The organism is Acaryochloris marina S15, assembly GCF_018336915.1.
Classification (GTDB): domain Bacteria; phylum Cyanobacteriota; class Cyanobacteriia; order Thermosynechococcales; family Thermosynechococcaceae; genus Acaryochloris; species Acaryochloris marina_A.
The window spans coordinates 974,552-991,345 of record NZ_CP064923.1; the positions used below are offsets into that span (position 1 = coordinate 974,552).

At 46.9% G+C, this 16,794-nt stretch carries 16 protein-coding genes; 8 read left to right on the top strand and 8 right to left on the bottom strand.

Annotated elements, in window-relative coordinates; all coding sequences use genetic code 11:
* Positions 1-17 precede the first annotated feature (17 nt).
* Positions 18-1,376 carry a guanitoxin biosynthesis MATE family efflux transporter GntT gene (gene gntT, locus I1H34_RS05220; RefSeq protein WP_212664660.1) on the top strand — a complete coding sequence of 453 codons (1,359 nt, stop codon included), beginning with the start codon at positions 18-20 and terminating at the stop codon, positions 1,374-1,376.
* Positions 1,377-1,445: 69 nt separating this feature from the next.
* Positions 1,446-1,922, top strand: a complete 477-nt coding sequence (locus I1H34_RS05225) for a hypothetical protein (RefSeq protein WP_212664661.1) — start codon at positions 1,446-1,448, stop codon at positions 1,920-1,922.
* Between the two features lie 17 nt (positions 1,923-1,939).
* Here the strand turns inward: I1H34_RS05225 and alaS are convergent, their stop codons facing one another.
* The 3 genes from alaS to I1H34_RS05240 form a co-directional block, all read right to left on the bottom strand.
* Entirely contained in the window at positions 1,940-4,561 is a 2,622-nt protein-coding gene (gene alaS / locus I1H34_RS05230; protein ID WP_212664662.1) for an alanine--tRNA ligase, read from the bottom strand.
* Between the two features lie 225 nt (positions 4,562-4,786).
* Complete coding sequence (locus tag I1H34_RS05235; RefSeq protein ID WP_212664663.1) at positions 4,787-5,137, bottom strand: type II toxin-antitoxin system HicB family antitoxin; 351 nt, start codon at positions 5,135-5,137, stop codon at positions 4,787-4,789.
* Positions 5,130-5,387, bottom strand: coding sequence for a type II toxin-antitoxin system HicA family toxin (locus I1H34_RS05240; RefSeq protein WP_212664664.1), 258 nt, complete (start codon positions 5,385-5,387; stop codon positions 5,130-5,132). The genes I1H34_RS05235 and I1H34_RS05240 overlap by 8 nt, the downstream gene beginning before the upstream one ends.
* 267 nt (positions 5,388-5,654) lie before the next feature.
* On the opposite strand from I1H34_RS05240, the gene I1H34_RS05245 reads away from it, so the two are divergent.
* From I1H34_RS05245 to I1H34_RS05255, 3 genes are all read left to right on the top strand, one after another.
* On the top strand, positions 5,655-6,641 hold the full coding sequence (locus tag I1H34_RS05245; RefSeq protein WP_212664665.1) for a DUF4253 domain-containing protein: 987 nt from the start codon (positions 5,655-5,657) through the stop codon (positions 6,639-6,641).
* Positions 6,642-6,788: 147 nt separating this feature from the next.
* A complete protein-coding gene (locus tag I1H34_RS05250) occupies positions 6,789-8,471 on the top strand; it encodes an IS1634 family transposase (protein ID WP_212661850.1) in 1,683 nt (560 codons plus the stop codon).
* Between the two features lie 158 nt (positions 8,472-8,629).
* Entirely contained in the window at positions 8,630-8,938 is a 309-nt protein-coding gene (locus tag I1H34_RS05255; RefSeq protein ID WP_249369821.1) for a cupin domain-containing protein, read from the top strand.
* Between the two features lie 104 nt (positions 8,939-9,042).
* Here the strand turns inward: I1H34_RS05255 and msrB are convergent, their stop codons facing one another.
* On the bottom strand, positions 9,043-9,546 hold the full coding sequence (gene msrB / locus I1H34_RS05260) for a peptide-methionine (R)-S-oxide reductase MsrB (protein WP_212664667.1): 504 nt from the start codon (positions 9,544-9,546) through the stop codon (positions 9,043-9,045).
* Between the two features lie 511 nt (positions 9,547-10,057).
* Here msrB and I1H34_RS05265 point away from each other — a divergent pair.
* Positions 10,058-10,228: a hypothetical protein gene (locus I1H34_RS05265; RefSeq protein ID WP_212664668.1), complete on the top strand. Its 171-nt coding sequence runs from the start codon at positions 10,058-10,060 to the stop codon at positions 10,226-10,228.
* A 92-nt stretch (positions 10,229-10,320) separates the two neighbouring features.
* A complete protein-coding gene (locus tag I1H34_RS05270) occupies positions 10,321-12,138 on the top strand; it encodes an ABC transporter ATP-binding protein (protein WP_212664669.1) in 1,818 nt (605 codons plus the stop codon).
* An 86-nt stretch (positions 12,139-12,224) separates the two neighbouring features.
* Here the strand turns inward: I1H34_RS05270 and I1H34_RS05275 are convergent, their stop codons facing one another.
* From I1H34_RS05275 to petC, 3 genes are all read right to left on the bottom strand, one after another.
* Complete coding sequence (locus tag I1H34_RS05275; RefSeq protein ID WP_212664670.1) at positions 12,225-13,544, bottom strand: hypothetical protein; 1,320 nt, start codon at positions 13,542-13,544, stop codon at positions 12,225-12,227.
* 261 nt (positions 13,545-13,805) lie between these two features.
* Positions 13,806-14,753, bottom strand: a complete 948-nt coding sequence (locus tag I1H34_RS05280) for an apocytochrome f (protein ID WP_212664671.1) — start codon at positions 14,751-14,753, stop codon at positions 13,806-13,808.
* Positions 14,754-14,827: 74 nt separating this feature from the next.
* Positions 14,828-15,367, bottom strand: coding sequence for a cytochrome b6-f complex iron-sulfur subunit (gene petC / locus I1H34_RS05285; protein ID WP_212664672.1), 540 nt, complete (start codon positions 15,365-15,367; stop codon positions 14,828-14,830).
* A 309-nt stretch (positions 15,368-15,676) separates the two neighbouring features.
* Between petC and I1H34_RS05290 the strand changes: the two genes are divergently transcribed.
* Entirely contained in the window at positions 15,677-15,994 is a 318-nt protein-coding gene (locus I1H34_RS05290) for a DUF3067 family protein (protein ID WP_212664673.1), read from the top strand.
* Positions 15,995-16,000: 6 nt separating this feature from the next.
* Here I1H34_RS05290 and tatC read toward each other — a convergent pair whose 3' ends face one another.
* Positions 16,001-16,774: a twin-arginine translocase subunit TatC gene (gene tatC, locus I1H34_RS05295; protein ID WP_212664674.1), complete on the bottom strand. Its 774-nt coding sequence runs from the start codon at positions 16,772-16,774 to the stop codon at positions 16,001-16,003.
* Between the last annotated feature and the right edge of the window lie 20 nt (positions 16,775-16,794).

Genomic DNA, 16,794 nt, shown 5'->3' on the forward strand with positions numbered 1-16,794 from the left:
AACTTCTCACTCCTGCTATGGCCTCTCCAACTCCCGTCGATCATGATCTCAAGTCTTTCTTTCGGCTAGCAGTCATTAATGTTCTGTCTAACTTAATGGTGCCGCTAGCTGGACTGTTTGATGTTGCTTTTTTAGGCCATCTCGAACAGTTGTGGTATTTGGCTGGCGTTGCCCTGGCCACAGTGTTGTTTAACTATCTCTATTGGACCTTTGGCTTTCTAAGAATGGGGACCACGGGTATGACTGCTCAGGCTCTGGGTAGAAATGACTCCGAAGCAATACTGCTAGTGGGACTTCGCAATGGGGCAGTGGCTTTAGGGTTAGGGCTGGGCATTCTGCTCCTGCAATGGCCAATCAGAGTGTTGGGATTTGGCCTGCTGAGCGCCACCCCAGAAGTGAAAACTGCGGGTATGGCCTACTTTGATGCTTTGATCTGGGGAGCACCTGCAACATTGCTCAATTTTGTTGTGGTGGGATGGTATTTGGGACGTGCCCAAAGTCGAAAGGTCCTACTCCTCTCTGGGATCAATAACGTTACAAATGTGTTGCTCAATTACCTGTTCATTGTCCAGTGGGATTGGCAAAGTACTGGAGCTGGGGCTGCCACAGCCCTGAGTCAATATCTGATGCTGGCAATGGGATTAGCATTAATTAGGCGAGATGTCTCTTGGCCTCAACTCCGTTCCGTTTGGCCCCAGGTTGGGCAAGCGGTAGCACTCCAGCAAACATTGACCTTTAACCGAGATATCTTGGTACGAACCTTTGCCCTGATTTCTACGTTTGCAGTATTTACCAACCTAAGTTCTGACCTGGGAACAGAGGTGTTGTCTATGAATACCTTGCTGTTACAGGTGGTCACCCTTGCTTCCTATTTTATTGATGGCATTGCATTTGCGATGGAAAGTGTAACGGGGGTCCTCAGCCAACAAAATCAGCCTCAACGTTTGCGGCAACTGCTGACCTTATCAGGTTTGACGAGCGTTAGCTTAGGGGTTAGTTTTGCCTTCGCTTTCAATCTGTTTCCTCAACAACTATTTAGTCTGCTCACCAATCATCCAGAGGTTTTGACCCAGGTCAATCAGTATGTGGTTTGGCTTCTGCCCGTATTGGGTTTCGGTGCAGTTGCATATTTATTGGATGGCTATTTTCTAGGCCTAACAGCAGGCAGACATCTTCGTCATTCCGTATTAATCGCCACTTTGTTTGGGTTCCTGCCTTTAGCTGTGGCCGCTTGGTATTGGCAGCAGGTTCACCTACTCTGGCTAGGGTTGGCCCTATTTATGGGAAGCCGTGCTATTTTTCTGGCAATCCAAATTCCTCAGTCTCTTAAGCTCATCCATGGAACCCCTGCCGTTCCTTCCGGTCAAAAAGGGTAGGAACCTTTGCTGTAGATCTATCTGCGGGTGTTCCCAGTACTAATGAGGAGTGCCAAGGAAGTTTGACCCATGTTGAGAAAAACGCTGCTATTGTCCTGTTTGTTCATGCCTATCGGCTTCATCTCATTTCTCCATCCCCAAGCTGCTTGGGCGTGTAGCTGCATGAGAAGCACACCAGAAGAACAGATGGAGAGAGCAGATGTGGTATTCACAGGGCGAGTTATTGATCAGAAAATGAAGACGGTGGCGACCAATCCATTGGGTGGTCTCAAATTAGTGCAATGGACTTTTGAGGTGGAAGCAGACCACAAGGGGGTTGTATCTAAGCAACTGACGATTGAGAGTGCCTCAAATAGTGCAGCCTGTGGCATTAATTTTCAAATGGGAGAACGCTATCAGGTGTTTGCAAATCAGAGCAAGACAGCGTTGAGAGCTTCTCTCTGCTCGGGCACACGAGCATTGACAGATCAGCAACAGGAACAATCTCACGCACCATCCTCATGTGCGGGTGGGCATGGTAATGGATCACCGGACACGACCAACTGATTGAATCGTCGGCTGGACTATTTCAACTGAGACAAGAGCTGTTTGTGAGCATCAGCTAAAGCATCTGCTAGCTTGCTCGGATCCCGCCCGCCCGCTTGGGCTAAGTTGGGACGACCGCCACCGCCGCCGCCGCATTGTTTTGCGATCGCACCCACAAACTTCCCTGCCTGCAACCCCTGTTCAATCACCTTGGGACTAAAGGCAGCCACTAAACTCACTTTGCCTTCAGCAGGCACAGACCCTAAAACAACAGCCCCTTCACCTAGTTTTTGGAGTAGCCGTTCTGCTGCGGTTTTTAAGGATTCTGGATCAACCCCTTCTAGTTGGGAAACAATGACTTTCACTGCACCTGCGGGTTGTGCCTGATCCAGAAGCTGCTCTGACTTCGCCAAGGCTAATTCAGCTTTCAAGGCATCGAGCTGTTTCTGGGTGGTTTTGAGGTCTGATTGGAGAGTGGTAATTCTTTCAGGCAGCTCTTCTAGCTTCGCCTTAAACCGATCGCTCAAATCCCGGACCACGGCATCTCGGATATTCAAATACTCTAGAACCGCAGGTCCAGCAATGGCCTCAATTCGGCGCACGCCTGAGGCCACCCCGGCCTCCGTCACAATTTTGAACAGGCCAATTTCAGAGGTATTGCCCACATGGGTACCTCCGCAGAGTTCCATGGAGACACCAGGAACATCCATAACCCGCACTTCGGCTCCATACTTTTCCCCAAACATGGCCACAGCTCCCTTGGCCTTAGCATCGGCAATAGGCATCACCTCTGTTTCCGTACCATGGGCTTCCGCAATCCAAGTATTGATTTGGGTTTCGATTTCTTGAATCTGGGCAGACGTAACGGGCTGAGTGTAGTTAAAGTCAAAACGCAACCGATCAAAGGAGACTAATGATCCGGCTTGGCCAATGGACTCATCGACAATATTCTTGAGGGCGGCTTGCAGCAAATGGGTGGCGGTGTGATGGGCTTGTACTTGGCGACGGCAGGCCAAGTCAATTTGGGCGGTGAGGGAGGCTCCGGTTTTCAAGGTGCCCCGCTCAATGCGGCCATAGTGAATGAAAATATTCGACTCTTTCTGAACATCTTCAATCCGCACCACGACATCTTTGCCGTTGAGGTAGCCACGATCGCCAATCTGTCCCCCAGATTCAGCATAGAAGGGGGTTTGGTCAAGGGCAATTTGGACCTCAGTCCCGGCTTTAGCCTGTTTAACAGATTCTCCATTGACGAGCAGGGCTACGACTTTAGCCTGAGCCGAGAAATCGGTATAGCCCAAAAAGTCTGTGGGGTGAATGGTGGTGGCGAGTTGTTCCAGGGCGCTTTGTACTGTTAAGTCGATGGTTTTATGGGCACTGCGACCGCGATCTTGTTGTTCTTTCATCGCTTTGGCAAAGCCTTTTTCGTCTACCGTCAGTCCCTGCTCTGCTGCAATTTCTTGAGTTAGCTCCAGGGGAAAACCGTAGGTGTCATAAAGGTCAAAGGCATCTTTACCTGAAATTTGCTTGGGCTTTTTAGCCATCATTTCAGCCAAGAGTTTCTCACCCCGATTCAGGGTCTTTAGGAATTGGGCTTCTTCCCGCTCTAACTCTGGCTTGATAATTTTTTCCCGTTCTCGGACTTCAGGATAGGCAACTTCCAGAGAAGCAATCGCCGTTTCAGCCACTTGGGTAATAAATGCTCCGTCAATGCCAATCAGTTGCCCATGGCGAACCACTCGGCGAATCAGTCTTCGTAATATATATCCTCGCCCGACATTAGAGGCAGTAATTCCATCCGCAATCATCTGGACCACGGACCGCACATGATCGCCAATCACCTTTAATGAAGTCTTGTTTTTAGCGTTGGTCTTTTTATATTGAATGCCAGGAATTTTGGCAGCGGTTTCGATAATCGGAAAGATCAAATCCGTCTCGTAATTATTCGGCACTCCCTGCAAAATCTGGGCCATCCGTTCTAGGCCCATACCCGTATCAATATTCTTATTTTTGAGGGGGGTGAGTTTCCCATCGCTATCTCGGTTGTACTCCATGAAAACCAGGTTGTAGTACTCAATAAACCGGGTGTCATCCTCTAGATCGATGTTCTCATCCCCTTTCTCTGGGTGAAAGTCATAGTACAACTCAGAACAGGGACCACAAGGCCCAGTTGACCCCGAAGCCCAGAAGTTATCGTCAGCTCCCATACGCTGAATCCGATGTTCGGGAATACCAATCTTGTCCCGCCAGATCGCAAAGGCTTCGTCATCTTCTTCAAACACACTCGGCACAATGCGTTCGGGGGGAAGCTTATACACTTCTGTAGACAATTCCCAAGCCCAAGCAATGGCCTGTTCTTTGAAGTAATCCCCAAAGCTGAAGTTGCCCAGCATTTCAAAGTAGGTATGGTGGCGGGCAGTTTTGCCGACATTCTCAATGTCGTTGGTGCGAATACATTTCTGGGAGGTGGTAGCTCTGGGTACTTCAGCTTCTCGTTGTCCTAAGAAGATGGGTTTGAAGGGCAACATTCCGGCAATGGTGAGCAGAACGGTCGGATCTTCGGGCACCAAGGAGGCACTGGGTAAAATTTTGTGGCCTTTGGCGGCATAGAAGTCGAGGAAGGTTTGCCGGATTTGAGCACCGCTAAGAGACGCAACCATAGATCTAAAGGAACAACTCAATTGACATGTATATCAATCATGCCCTGTCCTGACTGCTTTTGGCAGAGGAATGGTATGCAATATCTCGCAACGCCATACTCAATACTGAGGTTGAAGAATATTTAGCTCTTCCAGCCAGTATAAGTTCGAATCCTAGAAATATACTCTGATTGTAGGTAAAAGGCCGGAAGTATTACTCGATAGGAGATGATCGAAAGCGCTACGCTAAGAAGCTGATATTTTCTTCTGCAAATCCTTGGTATCTTTTGCGATTAGGGATTCAACGTATCCATTTAAACTGGTGCCTATATTATGGGCCTGAAGAATGGCTAATCGATGCAGTTCAGGTGTAGTGCGAGTGGAGAAGTTACCGGAATACTGTTTTTCGGGCTCCTGGCCCAACTCTGTACAGAAGGCTAGATAATCATCCACTGAGTCATAAAATGCTTGGGTCGCCTCTGCAACGGTAGTGCCCTCAAAGTGGATGGTCCCTTTCATGTCTAGAACCATGCCGCCGATCGCGCCACTTTCTTCATCCACTTCTAGTTTGGCGTTGTAGCCTTTATAACTAAGCATTTTCTACACCTGCATCTTTGAGATATTTACGGACGGCTTTAACCAATAACTTACCTGCAGTCGGTTCAGGATGAGGTCGATGGAATATAGCAGGGAGATCTCCCAGTACTACTCTGATCCGGGAGCCATTACCTTCGGTGATCGTTGCCCCCAATGCGACTAACAGGCTCTCAATATCAGACCACCTAATATTTCCTGAAATAGGGTCTGCAAATAAACGTTCGAGGATTTTTCGTTGTTTACTGTTCACCTATACCTCTTATACGTGCATTAATGCTAGCACTATTTGCTAGCATTAATGCACGGGGATTAGCTCTAAATCTAAGTCGTATAGTCATCTGAATTAATGGCCTAGCCTTAATCTCAGTAATGATGAGTATTGTTCTGAAGAGACTCGACTTGTGTCGTCCCAATCAATACTTTCTCTATTTGTAAGTAGGGTTTAAGTACAAAGTGAAGGCTCATCTAGATTCACCAATCTCACGTTAAATATCTGTATGTTGATTGCAAATACCCAATGATTCAGTCATTAGATGAACTCTCTAAGATTCTTGAGAAGACAGAGCTAGCTAGTCGGCAGCTAGCAGAGATGAAGATCTTAGAGACTGGTGAGCGAGCTTTTGTTGTTGAGGTTGATTTGGCTAACGCTTTTCAATCCTGGGAAATATTATCGAGTCTCAAGTCTCGCACCGGGAGATGTCCTATCATCGTTGCTAACTTTGAAAAAGATAGTAAATGGAAAGATTCTTTTACCAATGACACCTCTACATTTTCAAGAAATGAATTTCAAGATATTTGGGATGATAATGGTACTTATCGCAGGATAAAGAGGGATATCTCCCCACGCTCAATTATTAAGCGTGCTGAGGTCTTAGAAATTGATGCTGTCCTCAACGCTTACTCTAAAGCAGAGGAAGAGGCTGAGTGGAGACATGCAGACTTAGAAGAAATTGAATGGCAGGTAGATCAAACAAAGCGTGATTTTGGTATTGCTCTCTCTGTCTCAGAAGTTATCAATGCTCTGGATGGGGATAACAAGAAGATTACTCAAACTCAACTGGAGGCGTTTCTGTTTAAATGGGAGCAGCAGCATGCTGATTCAAGTCAATTTTTAGCAAGACCCGGCACTATACTCAAATATCTGAGCTGGTATGAACCTTCACCTGATGAAGGAATGGGAATTATGCTTCTTCCAACTCTCAGTAGCTGGCATGCCCTTGCCTACATGAGTTTTTGGGGAGCAGAGGGATCTATTGAGACAGAAAAGACTATGACTGTTCTAAAGTCATGGAATCAATGGTTTGGGGCAGAATTAGTGGCCCATTACGGGACTATATTGAATTTATTGGTGCAGAGAGTTCCTTCTACTGAACAAGCATTCCAGTTAGCGTGGGAACAAGATTGTGTCGCTTCTTGCACCATTGGTTTGTCAGGTATCTCTTTGAGGGAACTGGCGAGAGCTTTGCTACACACTAACCGTTGGTTCTTGCATGCTCGTCCCTAGTCAAGCTTTTTAATACTGGAGATTGGTTAGCCTTTGCCAAGTGTCAAGGTAGTTATCAGCAGACTACTCGATCTCTGAATCTAACCGACATTCAGCAGGTACTAACCATCAAGGGATAATTTTGAGGTTGTCTCTCAACGCAAGTCCATGTATTCACCTCAAGAGATAGACGTTCAGGATATTGACCATCTCGGTATTATTGCCGGTATCGTCGATGAGATCGGCATTGTCGAAATAGTGGATCGATTATTAGGTACTCACGAGCAAGAGAATGTTAGTTGTGGTCAAGTTGTCAAAGCCCTGATTCTAAATGGTATGGGCTTTTTGAGTGCTCCATTGTACTTATTTAGTGAGTTTTTCGAAAGCAAAGCAACCGAGCACTTACTCGGTCAAGGTGTACTGCCAGAGCACCTCAACGATACCCGTATCGGTCGAGTCCTCGACAAGCTCTATGCCTATGGTGTGACCCAGATATTTATCCATGTGGCAATGGCAGTCGTTCAGAAATTCGATGTAGCTCTAAGGTGTGCGCATCTAGATGCGACAAGCCTTAGTGTTGAGGGGCAATACTTAGATAAACCACAGGTTGAGGCGTCAGACGAATCCCCCTCTGCACCTGAGTCCCCCTCCCCTGCACTGGCTGAATCAGAGGAGCCGATACCCGTGAAAATCACCTACGGCTACTCACGGGACAATCGTCGTGATCTCAAGCAGTTTGTATTGAACCTACTGGTGAGTGGGGACGGGGGTATTCCTTTATTTTTACAAGTGGGCAACGGTAATGATGCGGACAAAAGTACGTTTGTGCCTATCATCCATGAATTTAAGCAACAGTGGAGTCAGCAACAGCCAGAGGTGATTGTTGCTGATAGTGCCCTCTACAGTGCCGACAATCTGCAAGCATTAGGAAGTACATCTTGGATTAGCCGAGTTCCAGCAAGTTCAACGGCAGCCCAAGACTTATTACAAGGGCTGCCGGGTTCACAGTTTCACCCCAGTGCTCTCAACGGCTATAGCTTTGTCGAAGTATGTAGTACCTATGGAGAGATTCAACAACGGTGGCTGGTGGTTGAAAGTAAAGCTCGCAGAGACTCTGGACTCAAACAAGTGCAAAAGCGGATTGATCAGGCGTTTAGCCAAAAAACTACTGCACTTAAAACCCTCTGCAAACAGACCTTCTTGTGCCCTGCAGATGCTTTAGCTGCAGCCCAAGATTTTGGCAAAATCCTCAGGTATCACACCCTTGACGATCTCAAAATCCACAAAAAACCTCATTATTCAAAGGCTGGACGACCGACAAAAGCAACGGTTGTGACTCACTACACCTATTCTATTGAGGCTACCTTAACCCTCAATGAGCCAGTCATCGAACGCTATCGGCGGCAAGCAGGTCGTTTCATCTTAGCCACCAATCTCTTGGAACAAGAGCAATGGAGCAATGATGATATTCTGCGCGAGTATAAGAACCAGCAGGCGTGTGAAGGAGGCTTTCGCTTTATCAAAGATCCACTCTTCTTTGCCTCTAGTGTTTTCCTGAAGACACCTCGGCGTATCGCTGCCTTAGCCATGATCATGGCCTTGTGTTTGATGGTCTACAGCTTAGGACAACGACAGTTAAGAAATGCACTAGAACAAGTACAAACAACTCTCCCTAATCAGAAGGGGAAACAAACTATGAAACCTACGTTACGTTGGATTCTCCAATGCTTTCAGGCCGTCCATTTAGTTTGGCTTGATGGTGCCAAGCATCTCATCAAGCTCAACAGCAGGCAGCAACTTATCTTGCCGTTCCTTGGGAAGGGCTGTAAAAAATATTATCTGCTCTGCTAGCTAGCCTGCTGAATGTAGGATCTAAGTTAAATCTGCCAGCTTGGCCTATTTTCTACCAGTGTTTGTGATCTATTCACTGCAGATAAGAGTACTCATTGAGAAAACCATTGTTATCTTGATACAGAATGGTTTTGATAATCTTGGGAACTGCAATATTGGTGAATTTGTCAGAAATCGCCCAAAGACTGTCCCATGACTCTTCTGCTTGGGTTAGTGAGTCTGTAGACCGTTTTAATGGCAATCAAGTGGACGTTCATCTGTTTCAGTGTATAGTTGCAAATTGGCATCTCCACACTGAAACAGATGAAATGTTTGTGGTGCTATCTGGTTCAGTCACCATTGACACTGAGAACGGTAGTTTTAAACTGAATGAAAATGATTGCATGGTCGTCAAGGCTGGCACCAAACATCGTGCTAGGACAGATGAAACAGCCACACTGATGACCTTAATTGGAGAGACGATGTGACCATTCCCTCCAGAACACTTTTTATCTAGGCAACATTTCCAGGTTTGTGTACCTAGCTCATGCTGAATAAGGGGGGCAATTATCCCAATCGCAAGATAGGAAAATTAAACTGCTTCACCTGGAACGAATTTTAGGGATACACCGTTCATGCAGTAGCGTTTACCTGTGGGTTTAGGACCATCACCAAAAACATGACCTAGATGTCCTCCACAACGATGACAATGCACTTCAGTTCGAGGCAGAACCAGCACAAAATCAGTTGTAGTATCTACCGCGCCTTTAATAGGTGCATAAAAACTGGGCCAGCCTGTCCCACTGTCAAACTTGGTCTCAGATGTAAACAGCGGTAAATCACACCCTGCACAGTGAAAGACACCTTTGCCATATTCCTTATCCAAGGGGCTGCTGCGAGGACGTTCCGTTCCTTTCTCTCGTAGAACGTGGAACTGAGCAGGTGTAAGAGCCTGACGCCACTCGTCTTCAGTTTTAGTGACTTCAAATACCTCGGCGGCCATTGCTTTGCCAGAAAACCATTTCGGTAGAAAACTCGAAAATCCTGTTGTTCCCATTAGTACCGTTCCTACCTTCAATAAGGCTCTTCTTTTCATGATCCGATTTCTGAATTTATCTATCTTGAGTCAGTCTCAAAACAACGACTCGACCCATAGTTCAGGATAAACGAAATCTATGTGTTCCTGTTCTGGAAACTCTCAAGTAACTTTAGAGACACCTCCAGCTCTAGGGATTAGGGCTAGAAAAACCGAAGGCATGAACTGGCATACAGATGAAAGAGCCCAGATAATCCTACATCTTGAGCCTCATTACTTTTAGGAGAATTCAAATCAAGTACTAGAGAAGTGAAAAGAGACTTGCTTATCCATACTCATTACGGCTACACTTAAAACATAGTCGTAATGAGTATGGATAAATAACAGATGGAAGGGGAATTCGATGAGCGACTCTCACAAGTTTTCTACACCAAAAAGTTGGTAGTACTAGGACAACTGAAATTAATGAATACCCAGGTTTTTGGGACCATTCATCACCATATTTCTAGACAGAAAATAAAGTTTGTTCGTGCCTCTGCGTTATACCCGATTGCTTGATTTAGGAGGAGTTATGTTTACACCAATTTTTTCTCTTCATGGGGAGGTTCAACCGACTTCTCAAGCTCGTCCTCGACAGCTACAAACAATTGAGTGGATTATTCTCGGCATTCTCCTGTTTGGGGGCAAGGTGATCTCCAATCATCTAGTCATACTCTTACTGTCTCAGCATTTTGGGAGATAGGTTCAACTGCCATGCAGGATTTTGTATTATATTGTAGTATGCAGTGGGAGCCTGCCTAAAGATATCTACACAGCAGGATTAGTTTCCAAATCATGGCTACTTATAAAGATATTGTTCGATACTATCGACAATACTGGGGAATCTCTCTGCTCAGCATTGCAGCAGCTAGCCTGTTTGAAATTATTGACCTGGTAGTCCCCTATGCCATTGGTCAAATTCTCAACGTTCTGTCTCGGGAACCTTTAGATGCTCCTTTGCAGGCCTTCATTAGTCAGATCTCTGCAATAACCCGCATACCCCTAGGCCGTTCCTTGTCTCTGTGGACTTTGCTGGGCATGATCTTTCTGGTGACTGTCGTTCGAGCACCGATTCAGCCCTGGATTGGGAGCTGGTTTCACTGGGCGATACCGTTGAGGGCAAAACGCGATCGCACTCGGCAAGTCCTCAAAAAAATCCTTACCCTCCCCCTGGATTTCTACGATGAAAATAATCCAGGTCGGATTGCAGGTCGGGTTGCTAGGGGTGTAACGAACCACACCTGGACCTATCCCGAAATTGCTGGACAGTTTATTCCCAAGCTCATGCGAGTGCTGGGGATTTTTATCATCATTGGTTTGATTGCATGGCCCATCGCCATTATTTTCCTAATCTCCTTTATCGTCATTTTCACCTTTAGCCTTTGGGACTTACGCTTGCTGATTAAGCGGGAAGAGATTCTCGATCGCTATATCGAAAATACCGAGAGTCGCACCTCCGAGATCATCACCAATATCAAAACTGTCAAAGCATTTGCCACCGAAGCTGCCGAATTAGAGCGTCAACAGCAGCGGCTCGATCGAGAAATGCAGGTGGTCCTCTTTCGAATTCATAAGGGCTATGTAAAGCTGGCAACTTGGCAACGAACCATCGTTCAAGCCTGTGTGTTCGGTGTCCTTACCCTCACCCTGATGGCAACGGTACGGGGCGATATTTCCCTGGGTCACTTTGTCACCACTCTGACTGTATCCAGCATGGCCTATGCCGAAATCGAGCCCCTAAGTATGGTGGCTGAAATCTTTGCCCGTCGCTATGCTTCCATGTTGCGGTTGCACGAATTTATGCAGCAACCTGATGGTGCAGATGCATCAAGTCTCAGTTTAGAGCCAGTCCACCAAAATCCTTATCGGTTCTCTGGCAACCTAGAGTTGCAACACCTCAGCTTTGGCTACGATCCGAATCAACCCGTACTACAAGATATCAATCTGACCATCAATCCGTGCCAGACCGTTGCCCTTGTAGGCCGATCAGGGTCAGGGAAATCCACCTTAGTCAAACTCCTCTTTCGCTATTTCGAACCCCATGCTGGGCAGATCCTCATGGATGGTCAAGATATCCGATCGCTGGATGTGACTCGATATCGCCGCCGATTAGCCATTGTTCATCAAGATGTCGATATTTTTAACGGCACCATTCTCGAAAATCTCACCTATGGGAATCCCACCGTCAGTTTTGAGCAAGTTCAATCCGCCTGTGCCATTGCCAAGGTCGGGGAATTTGTCCATCAGCTTCCCCAAGGCTATGCCACCGTTGTGGGAGAGCGAGGAGTAAGACTATCAGGCGGGCAACGCCAGCGACTGGGTATCGCTCGGGCCTTGATTGTCGATCCAGATGTCCTCATCTTTGACGAAGCGACTTCCAGCCTTGACTATGAATCCGAACGCACGATTCAGCTTGCCATGCGTTCTCTTCTCGGAACGCGAACGCTGCTCATTATTGCTCACCGCCTCAGCACCGTCCGGGAGGCAGATCAAATTGTTGTCCTGGATCAAGGCCAGATTGCAGAGGTGGGGAACCATGATCAGCTTCTGCACCAGGGTGGCATTTACCATCGACTCCATACCCTACAAGAAACGGGAGAACTACGGGTATAGTCAAGGCTCTTCCTAAGTGGCTCTCTTCTCCAAACAAGGGAAAGAGAGCCACTTCTTAATGTCTATGCCCAAGAACAGCTTGAGGGTCAGTCTCTAGAAAACGAGTAAAAACTCTGCCCTTGCGGTTGAGGGCTAGAATCAGTCAACATTACCTTTGAGATGTGTTCAGGCGTAAACTCCACAACTTCAGCATCTAATGTAACCAAAGTCCGCTCTGACGGAGGTAGAATATGGGTTGTTTCAGACTCAGGCACGTAGGTCTCGTAGGGATGAAAGGGCTTCAGAATCAGAAATGAATAAAAAGTTGAAGCCCCCAATAATGTCGGCCAAAAAATCAGTTTGGGAATGATGTTGTCTTCATAGGAAATGAACTTGAATTGACTGGAATACTTATCATGAGTAAATAAGTAGGCATCCACTGCTACCCCGAGTAAAGCGGTATACATGGCTAGATAGAAATACTCTATGTAAATGATCCCAGAGCCTGGGAACTCCTGCCGGATCTGAATATGGGCAATCAGTACAACGAAAAATAGTGCTGAACAGACCCCCAACACTCCAGAGGTATTGAAGCCAAAAATATCTGCTTGTCCTTCCCTTGCGGTGATAGTAAGTAACGTAGCAAACAGCAAAATAGCTGAAATGAGCAGTGGGACTAGATTGACAATGAAGGCTCCCAGAAATTCTCGTCTAAGCACAATATTGAAATAGAGTTCTGGGGTTTCTGACAGGGGTTTACCCAAGCCAAAATCCATGTCATATCGTGGCGTTTTGAAATCAAAAAACGTCTCTTCGACTTTCCAATCACCCAAAACAATACTTTTATCAAACCCAAAGGCATCACCCGGTTGAGTGGACTCATAAGCCTGGAGGTCGGGGACCAAAACATTACTCCGGCCAAAGTCTTTACCCCAAATGCGAAGCCAGACTGTTTTATGGTCTAACGGGTATTTTTGATAATTAAATCGCTGTTTCAGGGTGGATTCAAAATACCAACCAATCACTTCCTCCTTAGCGTTAATGGAACGCCGATAGGCTTGTTGGGGTTCCAGATTCTCACCCGAATCAACAGCTTCTGGCAAGATAAATCCCACGGGTATATCCTGACCTGCAGGAATATCAGCAAAGACCGACTTATTATATTTCTGCCAAATATAGCCCGTAATATTTACTTCAGTGGCATTGTTAAACTTAAGTGATTGCAAAAAGATCCCCGTGGGAATCGCCTCAGATTTCTTCAGAGATAACCCACGTTTTTTTAGGTGAGGGATGATCTCCGCTTCCTTTGCAAGCTGCTCTAAGTTGGGCTGATACGAATGATCAATCCGAAACCACATCAAGGCAATCAGAAAAATAAAGAAGATTGAAGTTCCTGAAGAAATCCACCACCACCGTTTTGTGTTCATCACTTGCAACCGTTCAAGTTCAGTAGAATCGTGCCACTAAGTATGAGCAAGAGGAATTCTACTTAAGTCGAAGGGCTTGTACTGATCTAGTGAAGTTGAGTCCAGCTCAACACAGAATAGGAGACATCAGCTCGCGAGCAGCGATTATCAGGGGAGTGGGCTGCTTTTTACCAGGAATGCTCCCATTGCAAGCACTAAAAAAGCAGGATTCCCTATAAAAGGAAATCCTGCTTTTTTCAAAGAAACGAATTGAGCAATGTGCTAGAAATTCATTTCGGCAGCTTGTACTTTCTCGACCTGCTTCTTCTTCAGAACGAGCAGTGTCTGGGACAGCATAATGGCAGAGAAGAAGGCCATTAGCCACTTAATCCGAGTGCCGCTCTGCAAAACAATTTCAGTATCTTTTTGGCCAAAGCCACCCACGTTGGGGTCAGAACTTAGGGGAGCACCATCAGCAACGGCTTGCCCTTCAGCTACCACAACCTCTAAACCGGCGGGAATCGCCTCAGTCACAGTCTGACCATCATTAGTGGTGATAGTAACGGAATCCTCGCTCACACTGCTAACAATACCGGCAGTGGAAGCAGCGACCGCATTGACGTTAGTCTTGTCACCTGTAGGATAAATCTGACCACGTCCACGGTTACCCGCAGCATAAACAGAGTACTTACCAAAGTGAATATCGGGATCCGTTGCAGGGTCAGGGGAAAGAACAGGGAAGATAATTTCCTGATGATCAGCCCCTGATATGGGACCCACAACGATCACGTTATCGGTATCAGGCTTGTACTTCTGGAAACTGACACCGGCGATCTCTTCCTTCATCTTTTCAGGAATACGATCATCGGGGGCAATTTGGAACCCATCAGGCAGCATCAGCACTGCACCAACATTCAAAGGTCCTAGATCACCGCTACCTAGGACTTGCTGGGCATCAGTGTTATAGGGGATTTTGACAACGGCTTCAAATACTGTGTTGGGTAACACAGCCTGAGGAACTTCCACTTGTGTGGGCTTGGATGCAAGGTGGCAGTTAGCACAGACAATGCGACCATTTGCTTCTCTAGGGCTATCGTAGGCCTGTTGAGCATAGATCGGGAAAGCCTGAGCAGCTTGAGGCAGAGAAAAGGCGCTAGTGACGACAAGGAAGAGCGCAGCCAAGAGGCGGAGGCTCTTTTTCGTTAAGACAGATAAAAGGCTTTGCTTCATTAGTCTATTGATATAAACCTGACAAGATGTGGAGGGGTAGAAGGGATGCATTAAGCTTGGACGTTCGACGAGACTTAGGTCCACCAAGGATCTTTGTCTGTGCGGAAATCCGTTTCTGTCCAAGTCGTAAATACCAACTTGCCATCTACATCATCCGCATGAACGAGGGCCAAAGAGAGCGGTGCAGGACCCCGAACCACCTTGCCGGTCGAGTCATATTGGGACCCATGACAAGGGCAAATATATTTATTCTGGCCTGCATTCCAGGGAACAACACAACCCAAGTGAGTGCAGACCGCATTCAAACCATAGTCTGCGATCTCATTGCTATCTGTGACAACAACGTAGGTTGGATCTCCCTTGAAACCTTGGGTTAAGGTGCGGTCACCTGGGCTATGTTCTGCCAAAAACTCACTGACCACGACATCGTTACCTAGGGCGTCTTTGGCAGTAAGCCCGCCCCCAGTTCCTCCACTAGCAGGAGGAATAAAGTACCTGACGACAGGATATAACCCACCTAAGGCGGTGCCGGTAATTGCACCAAAGGTCAGCAAATTCATAAATTGACGCCGTCCCATATCGGGGACGTCAGAAGATCCAGAGACTTGAGCCATGATTTACGGTGATGTTACGGATGTAATGGACAGCATTAGAGCCTGACCCTATGGAATTGCTCATGCTCGGAATGGTGTATTCCTTACTCAACGTGCATCTGCGATGAATGGCTGAGTTAAAGACATGTTGCAAATCACCATCAGGTGTCATAACATTTCTTGACATTATTATCACACTTGATGAGCCCGTATTTCATACGAAATGTAAATTCGTTGCGGCCAATCCCAGAATCTACCTTCTTTGTAAGCTTGCTTCTCCTGAACAGGACACGACAGAATAGAGACTTCACACACATGGGATAAAGGCGAATGACCGGCGAAGAACTGCATCAACTCCTGATCAATAAGTGGGGGCGGTCCTACGATATTCAATTGCGCCGCACCCAAGGGAAAATCTTTGTCCAGGTCATGTGGCGCTATCTAGAGCAAGCCTCATTTCCCATGTCGGAACCAGAATATTTTGAACATTTAGGTGCGATCGCAACCTACATCCGCGGGTGGGATGCAGTCCAGCAAGTCGAAGAATATATTCAAGCCACTAAACAACATCCTCGTCTAGGGAAAGCTGTTAGCATCCCCCTAGAACTGGGCGGGAGAACCTCTGAGTGGCTGCTAGAAAAGTTTTAGGCCAGGCTAATGGCCCGTTAGTATGACCAAACCAATACCGCCAAAATAGAGGCCCACAACAGCGCCTCCCAGCAAGCTTTGGGTCAGGGGATCCGTCGATGGGGTCAGTACGGCACCCAGAATGGCAGCGCCGAGAATAACGTATCGCCATCCCGACAACATCTGGCGGCTGGAAACAATCCCCGTGAGGCCTAATAAAAGCTGGATAACGGGAATCTGGAAAGCAATCCCTGTACTGAACAGCAGCAGCAAGACGAATTCAAAGTAGCGATCAATCGACCAAAGCTGCTCAACTACGTCCGCACCATATTGGATGAAGAAATTGAGGGCTGCTGGGATGAGAGCCACATAGGCAAAGAAAATTCCCACAAAAAAGAGAACGGAGGAGCCGAGGACAATCGGTCCGAGTAGTCGTCTCTCCGAGCGAGTTAACCCTGGCAACACAAACTGAATAATTTGATACAGGATGAACGGGCTAGCCACCAGGATGCCACTATAGGCAGCGACCTTGAGGGAGACAAAGAAGTATTCTCCAGGGGCAAGTTGTAAAAATTTAACCCCTTGAGCTGGACGCTCTAATACCTTGACGATTAAGTTGACCTTGAAGAAGCAACCGACAATTCCAATCGCAACTGCGATCAGCGCATAAAAAATTCGAAAACGTAGCTCCTCTAAATGCTCAAACAATGACATTTCCACGTCATTCAGATTCGCATCTGGCTGGATGTCGGCATCCGTTGGGGCTTTGGAGGGTGCTGTTTCTAGGTCAGAAGGAGTCACAGGCAAGCTCAAGCGATTAA

Coding starts and splice junctions, on each gene's coding strand:
- gntT (WP_212664660.1), top strand. CDS start 18: ATGGCCTCTCCAACTCCCGTCGATCATGATCTCAAGTCTTTCTTTCGG.
- I1H34_RS05225 (WP_212664661.1), top strand. CDS start 1,446: ATGTTGAGAAAAACGCTGCTATTGTCCTGTTTGTTCATGCCTATCGGC.
- alaS (WP_212664662.1), bottom strand. CDS start 4,561: ATGGTTGCGTCTCTTAGCGGTGCTCAAATCCGGCAAACCTTCCTCGAC.
- I1H34_RS05235 (WP_212664663.1), bottom strand. CDS start 5,137: ATGCTTAGTTATAAAGGCTACAACGCCAAACTAGAAGTGGATGAAGAA.
- I1H34_RS05245 (WP_212664665.1), top strand. CDS start 5,655: ATGATTCAGTCATTAGATGAACTCTCTAAGATTCTTGAGAAGACAGAG.
- I1H34_RS05250 (WP_212661850.1), top strand. CDS start 6,789: ATGTATTCACCTCAAGAGATAGACGTTCAGGATATTGACCATCTCGGT.
- msrB (WP_212664667.1), bottom strand. CDS start 9,546: ATGAAAAGAAGAGCCTTATTGAAGGTAGGAACGGTACTAATGGGAACA.
- I1H34_RS05265 (WP_212664668.1), top strand. CDS start 10,058: ATGTTTACACCAATTTTTTCTCTTCATGGGGAGGTTCAACCGACTTCT.
- I1H34_RS05270 (WP_212664669.1), top strand. CDS start 10,321: ATGGCTACTTATAAAGATATTGTTCGATACTATCGACAATACTGGGGA.
- I1H34_RS05275 (WP_212664670.1), bottom strand. CDS start 13,544: ATGAACACAAAACGGTGGTGGTGGATTTCTTCAGGAACTTCAATCTTC.
- I1H34_RS05280 (WP_212664671.1), bottom strand. CDS start 14,753: ATGAAGCAAAGCCTTTTATCTGTCTTAACGAAAAAGAGCCTCCGCCTC.
- petC (WP_212664672.1), bottom strand. CDS start 15,367: ATGGCTCAAGTCTCTGGATCTTCTGACGTCCCCGATATGGGACGGCGT.
- I1H34_RS05290 (WP_212664673.1), top strand. CDS start 15,677: ATGACCGGCGAAGAACTGCATCAACTCCTGATCAATAAGTGGGGGCGG.